The organism is Polaromonas sp. (assembly GCF_030682935.1).
Taxonomy (GTDB): Bacteria; Pseudomonadota; Gammaproteobacteria; order Burkholderiales; family Burkholderiaceae_C; genus Polaromonas.
Genome location: NZ_JAUXNA010000393.1, coordinates 1 through 6,562 on the forward strand (window position 1 = coordinate 1; position 6,562 = coordinate 6,562).

The 6,562-nt window shown below is 65.1% G+C and carries 5 protein-coding genes; 3 read left to right on the forward strand and 2 right to left on the reverse strand.

All coding sequences use genetic code 11. The features are described 5' to 3' along the window. On the reverse strand, window positions 1-2,363 hold a 2,363-nt coding region (locus tag Q8K05_RS18230; protein ID WP_305248070.1), incomplete at its 3' end, for an excinuclease ABC subunit UvrA. A gap of 200 nt (window positions 2,364-2,563) precedes the next feature. Here Q8K05_RS18230 and Q8K05_RS18235 point away from each other — a divergent pair. The 3 genes from Q8K05_RS18235 (at window position 2,564) to Q8K05_RS18245 (ending at window position 5,946) form a co-directional block, all read left to right on the forward strand. Next, on the forward strand, window positions 2,564-3,796 hold the full coding sequence (locus Q8K05_RS18235) for an MFS transporter (protein ID WP_305248074.1): 1,233 nt from the start codon (window positions 2,564-2,566) through the stop codon (window positions 3,794-3,796). Window positions 3,797-3,819: 23 nt separating this feature from the next. Continuing rightward, window positions 3,820-4,317 (forward strand): single-stranded DNA-binding protein, encoded by a 498-nt coding sequence (gene ssb, locus Q8K05_RS18240; RefSeq protein ID WP_305248072.1) that lies wholly within the window; start codon window positions 3,820-3,822, stop codon window positions 4,315-4,317. A 216-nt stretch (window positions 4,318-4,533) separates the two neighbouring features. Further along, window positions 4,534-5,946: a MipA/OmpV family protein gene (locus Q8K05_RS18245; protein ID WP_305248073.1), complete on the forward strand. Its 1,413-nt coding sequence runs from the start codon at window positions 4,534-4,536 to the stop codon at window positions 5,944-5,946. A gap of 76 nt (window positions 5,947-6,022) precedes the next feature. Here the strand turns inward: Q8K05_RS18245 and Q8K05_RS18250 are convergent. Further along, window positions 6,023-6,562, reverse strand: a 540-nt coding sequence (locus tag Q8K05_RS18250; protein ID WP_370868914.1) for an aminomethyltransferase beta-barrel domain-containing protein, incomplete at its 5' end; no start/stop codon positions are given.

Here is a 6,562-nt window from a genome sequence, read left to right on the forward strand (position 1 = left end):
GCCGGGTTGCTGCGCGGCGTGCGGCCAATCGGCGACTGGTCGACGTTGATGACCTTGTCGAAATGCTCAATGCCTTCAATGCTTTCATGCGGCGCCGGCTCTTCATGCGCGCGGTACAGGGTGCGCGCCACGGCGGCGTAAAGCGTGTCATTGACCAGTGTGGACTTGCCCGAGCCGGACACGCCGGTCACGCAGGTCAGCAGGCCCACGGGGAACTCCACACTCACGCCCTGGAGGTTGTGGCCGGTCGCGTTGATCACGCGCAGCGCCTGCATCTCGCCCAGGGTGGCCTGGTGCACGGCCTCGCGCTCGGCGCGGCGGGCTGCCGCCGGGCTGGGCGGAAAGCGCGATTTGCTTTTGTCAAAAACGCGCGCGTCTTTGACCGTAGGCAGCCAGGGCGTGCGGCGCTGGGGCACGGCAATTTGCAGCGTTCGCGCCAGGTACTGGCCGGTCAGCGAGTCGGGATTGGCCTGCACGTCTTCAAATGTGCCCTGCGCCATCACGCGGCCGCCGTGAATGCCCGCGCCAGGTCCCATGTCAATCACATGGTCGGCGGCGCGGATCATGTCTTCATCGTGCTCCACCACCAGCACGCTGTTGCCGATGTCGCGCAGGTGCTTGAGCGTGCCAATCAGGCGGTCGTTGTCGCGCTGGTGCAGGCCGATGCTGGGCTCGTCGAGCACATACATCACGCCCGTGAGCCCCGAGCCGATCTGCGAGGCCAGCCGGATGCGCTGCGATTCGCCGCCCGACAGGGTTTCGGCGCTGCGGTCCAGGCTCAGGTAATTCAGGCCCACGTCGTTGAGGAATTTCAGGCGCAGGCCAATTTCGCGCACCACCTTGCCGGCGATCTCGGCCTTGGCGCCTTCCATCTTCAAGGTGCTGAAGTAGTTGAAACTTTCGCGCAAGGTGGCGTGGCTGACTTCGTAAATGGCTTTTCGATGACTGGCACCTGGCTCGCCCTCGGCCGTGCCGACCAGATACACATGCCGCGCCTCCTGGCGCAGGCGCGTACCCCTGCAGTCAGGGCAGGGCTGCATGCTGCGGTAGCGGGCGAGGTCTTCGCGCACGACGGCGGAGTCGGTCTCGCGGTAACGGCGCTCAAAATTGGTGATGACCCCTTCAAACGGGTGCTTCTTGCTCACTTTTTTCCCGGCGCTCGCTGAATCCGTGACGTAGCTGAATTTGATGTCTTCCTCGCCCGAGCCGTGCAGCACCACCTGTTGCACCGCGGTGGGCAGGTCTTCAAAGGCCGTGTCGATGTCAAACTGGTAATGACTGGCCAGGCTCTCTAGCATGGAGAAGTAATAGGCATTGCGCCGGTCCCAGCCCTTGACCGCGCCGCTGGCCAGGCTGAGGGAGGGAAACGCCACCACCCGCGTCGGGTCAAAAAATTCCTTGTGGCCCAGGCCGTCGCAGCCGGGGCAGGCGCCCACGGGCGAATTGAAGGAAAACAGGCGCGGCTCCATCTCGCTGAGCGAATAGCTGCAGACCGGGCAGGAGAATTTGGCACTGAACAGGTGCTCTTTGCCCGTGTCCATTTCGAGCGCAATCGCCTTGCCGTCCGCCAGCCGCAGCGCGGCTTCAAAGCTTTCAGCCAGCCGTTGCCGCAGTGCGGGCGGCGGGGCGCTTGGCGCACCCTCAGCGGGTGCCCGCGAGGCGTCTGGCGCTGCTTTGTCCTTGTCGATGCGCACCTTGATGCGGTCAATCACCACGTCAATGTTGTGCTTTTCGGTTTTTTTGAGCTTGGGCAGATCGTCAAATTCATAGGCCGTGCCATCGACGCGAAAGCGCACGTAGCCCTGGGCCTGCATCTCGGCAAACAGGTTCTCGAACTCGCCCTTGCGCTCGCGCGCCACGGGCGCCAGGATCATCAGCCGGGTGTCTTCGGGCAGGGCCAGCACGCTATCGACCATCTCGCTGACGCTTTGCGCCTGCAGCGGCAAGTCATGCTCGGGGCAAAAAGGCGTGCCAGCGCGCGCAAACAGCAGGCGCAGGTAGTCGTGAATTTCAGTCACCGTGCCCACCGTGGAGCGCGGGTTGTGCGAGGTCGCTTTCTGCTCGATGGAAATGGCCGGCGACAGGCCTTCGATCATGTCCACGTCGGGCTTGTCCATCAACTGCAGGAACTGCCGGGCGTAGGTGGACAGGCTTTCCACATAGCGGCGCTGGCCTTCGGCATACAGCGTGTCAAAGGCCAGGCTCGACTTGCCCGAACCGCTCAGGCCGGTGATCACCACCAGCTGGTTGCGCGGAATATCGAGGTCAATATTCTTGAGGTTGTGGGTGCGCGCCCCGCGAATGCTGATGCGCTGGGCCGCCAGCACGTTGGCGAGGTACGGGCTGTCGATGGGAGGGTTCACTGAAATGGGGCCGCCGCAAAACTCTCCATCATAGACCGAAGCGCCATTTCAAGCACAATAGGCGGGTTGTGCACCGGCCAGTATGGTCGGCTTTGCGGCTTCAACACAATGCTTCAGCCTGGCCCGTGCGCCGCTGAGGTTGCTGAATTACTTTATTTTTAGACCCTCTGCCCGTGTCTTCTGCCGCCCTTTCGTTTCCGATGACCGCCACCGAGCGGCGCGCCAGCGCGTCCCTTGCATCGATTTTTGCCCTGCGCATGCTGGGGCTGTTTCTGGTGTTGCCGGTGTTTGCGCTGGAAGCGGCCAAATACCCCGGCGGCGATGACCCTGCCCGCGTCGGCCTGGCCATGGGCATTTACGGATTGACCCAGGCCTTGCTGCAAATACCGTTTGGCATCGCGTCCGACCATTGGGGCCGCAAGCGCGTGATGATGGCGGGGCTGCTGATGTTTGCACTGGGCAGCTTTGTGGCCGCCTGGGCGCCCGACCTGAACTGGCTGGTTGCGGGCCGGTCGCTGCAGGGCGCGGGCGCCATTTCTGCCGCCGTCACGGCGCTGCTGGCCGACTGCACGCGTGACGAGGTGCGCACCAAGGCCATGGCGCTGGTCGGTGTCAGCATTGCCTTGATGTTTGCGCTCTCGCTGGTGGCCGCACCGCTGCTGGCCGGCGTCATCGGGCTGCATGGCATTTTTGCACTGACCGGCGCTTTGGCCCTGGCCGGTATGGCGGTCGTGCTGTGGTGGGTGCCGGCCGAGCCGCGGCGCCATGCCGGGCGGCCACGCGGCGGCATGCGGGCGGTGTTGAAGGATCCCGCCCTGTTGCGGCTGGACTTCGGGGTGTTTGTGCTGCACGCCGTGCAGCTGGCCATGTGGATGGCCATTCCCGCGCTGCTGGTGGGGGCCGGGCTGGACAAGGCGCTGCACTGGCAGGTCTATCTACCGGCCGTGCTGGCCTCGTTTGTGGTGATGGGCCTGACCTTGTTTCCCCTGGAGCGGCGGGGCTATCTGCGCGCTGCGTTTTTGGGGGCCGTGGGCCTGATTTTTCTGGTGCAGCTGGGGCTGCTGTGGGAAACTGCGGCGGCGGCGCGCCACCTGGGCCTGCTCGGCGGCTTGCTGTTTTTGTTTTTTTGCGGCTTCAATGTGCTGGAAGCCAGCCAGCCCAGCCTGGCTTCGCGCGTGGCGCCGGCGCATGCCCGCGGTGCGGCGCTCGGGGTCTACAACACCGCGCAGTCGCTGGGCTTTTTTGCCGGCGGCGCCGTGGGTGGCTGGATCATCAAGGCGCACGGGCCCGAGGGCCTGTTCATGGCGTGCGGTGGCCTGATGCTGCTCTGGCTGCTGGTCGCCTGGCCCATGCGGGCGCCGGGCCGCCATGCCGCTGCGGCCGTGTCGGGCGAGCGTCAGCCCGCGCAGGCCGGCCAGCCAGTTAAACTTTAAAGTTCAGATCAGGAGAACATGTCATGGCATCCGTCAACAAAGTCATCATCGTCGGCAATTTGGGCCGCGACCCCGAAATGCGCAGCTTTCCCAGTGGCGACCAGGTCGCCAACGTCACCATCGCCACCACCGACAAGTGGAAGGACAAGCAGTCCGGCGAAATGAAGGAGGCGACCGAATGGCACCGCGTGGTGTTCAACGGGCGCCTGGCCGAAATCGTCGGCCAGTACCTGCGCAAGGGCTCGCAGGTCTACGTCGAAGGCAGCTTGCGCACGCGCAAGTGGACCGACCAGAGCGGCGTCGAAAAATTCACCACCGAAATCCGCGCCGACCAGATGCAGATGCTGGGCAGTCGCCAGGGCATGGGCGGCCCCGGCGGTGACGATGGCGGTGGCTACGAAGCGCCGCGCCAGGCCGCAGCACCGGCCCGTGCCCCGGCACCCGCGCCACGGCAAGCAGCGCCCGCGCCGTCCAAGGCCGCCAGCGGCTTTGACGACATGGATGACGATATTCCGTTCTGATTCGCTCAAGGCCTCAGCACGGGCTGGGCCCACCCTCCGGGGGGGCGGCCTGGAACGGGGCTTCAGTTGGAAAATTGCTATCAAGTCAGTAGCTAATGGTGCCCGTTGTATAAGGGCCAGAGGCCTATTTGGCTATAAATTTTTTTGTAAAGGCCCTGCTGCCAACGCGGGCGGCCCAGCGGCGTTTGTGCCGCGTCTTTTAAAACCAAACCCACGATGAACAGCTTTCGACCTTCCGGCCTCTGTCTTTTACGTCCCCTGTCGGGCGCGGCCCTGCTGGCGCTCGGCCTGTCCTTGATGACGCCCGCCAGCGCAAACGGGACCGAGCCGCTCACGGTGCTGACCGAGCCGGGCAGCGCGGGGCTGGGCTTCGTCATGCGGACAGAAGTCTCGCCCTACCGGGACGCGGGCAACCGCTACGACCTGTTGCCGCTCTATCTTTACGAAGGCGAGCGGATTTTTCTGCACGCCAACCGGGCCGGCGTGAAGCTGCTGAACGGCGATGCGCCCCGGCTGGACCTGTTTGTCGAGCAGCGGCTCGAAGGGTTTCCGATCGACAAGCTGCCAGCCAGCCTGGACGGCATGGCGACACGCCGCACCGGCACCGACCTGGGGCTGTCCTTGCGTTACAGCCAGCCCTGGGGCAACCTGCAGGCTGAATGGGTGCGCGATGCCGGCAATGCTTCCGGCGGCAGCGAAGTTCGTCTGGGTTACAGCTACGACTGGAAGTCCGGCCCCTGGACCTTGCGCCCCAGCCTGAGCGTGGCCCTGCGCGACGCCAGGCTCAACAACTATTACTACGGCGTGCAAGCGGGCGAAGCCACGCCCGGCCGTCCGGCCTACACGCCCGGTGCCGGCATCAACACCACGGCGGGGTTGTACGGCTCCTACGATTTGTCGCAGCGCTGGCGCCTGCTGGCGGGCCTGTCCGCCACGGTGCTGGGCAGCCAGGTCAAAAACAGTCCCATCGTGCAGCAGCGCGTGCTGCCCGCCGTGTACGTGGGCGCGGCTTATGACTTTGGCGGCCATGAGCGCGCCTGGGCCCAGACCAGCTCGCCCACCTACTTCAAGCTGCTGTACGGCAAAGCCACCGATGACGGCTGCCACATGCTGAAAATCATCACGGCGCAATGCCTGTCGACCGCCAGCGTCAACCCGACCAGCATCAGCGGCGTCCAGGTGGGCCGGCCTTATATCCAGAACTTCAATGGCTGGCCGGTGGACGTGGTCGGCTATGCGGGCCTGACGCACCACAACGACAGGGGCTTGCAGCCCAACGGCCTGCAGCTGGACTTGTTCATGAAAGCCTACTATTCCGGCTTTCCGTGGAGCGCCCGGGTCAAGACGAGGCTGGGTCTGGGGGTCGGCGTGTCCCTGGCGCAGCGGGTTCCCTACATTGAAGCGAGCAGCCAGGCGGCCAATGGGGAGACCACCTCGCGGCTGCTGCACCACTTCGACCCGACCCTTGACGTGAGCCTGGGCGACCTGCTGGGCTCGCGGGCGCTGAAAGAAACCTATATCGGCTTCGGCGTGTCGCACCGCTCCGGCATTTTTGGCTGGTCACGCCTGCTGGGCGGTGTCAGCGGCGGCTCCAACTACATCTACACCTACGTCGAGACTGCGTTGTAAAGCGCTGGCCGGGCGGCGCAAGCGCTATGCTTTAAATAGCTGCTTGCGCCCGGGCTGATTGGGCTGGAGCCCGATTTTATGCCTGACTCGGCAGGTTGCGCACATTGCTGCTGTGGATCACGCCGCCGCCCAGGCAGACCTCGCCCTGGTACAGCACGGCGGATTGCCCCGGCGTCACGGCCCACTGGGGCGCTGCAAAAACCAGTTCGCAGTCGGTGGCGCTGGCGCTGCGCACTTCGCAGGCCGCGTCCAGCTGCCGGTAACGGCTTTTGGCGGCCATCGCGCCCGGCGCGGGCGGCGTGCCGGCCACCCAGCTGCAGTTCTGGGCGCAGAGCACGGTGGACTGCAACCACGGGTGGTCATGGCCCTGCACCACCCACAGCGTGTTGGTGTCCAGGTCCTTGCGGGCCACAAACCAGGGTTCGTGTTCACCCACGCCGCGCTGGCCGCGCGCCTGCGCGGCCTTGAGGTCTGCGCCCCTGGCTTTCACGCCGCCTATGCCCAGGCCCTGGCGCTGGCCCAGGGTGTAAAAACTCAGCCCCACATGCTCACCCAGAATGCGGCCCTGGTCGTTCCTGATCGGGCCGGGCGCCTTGGCGATGTAGCGGTTCAGGAA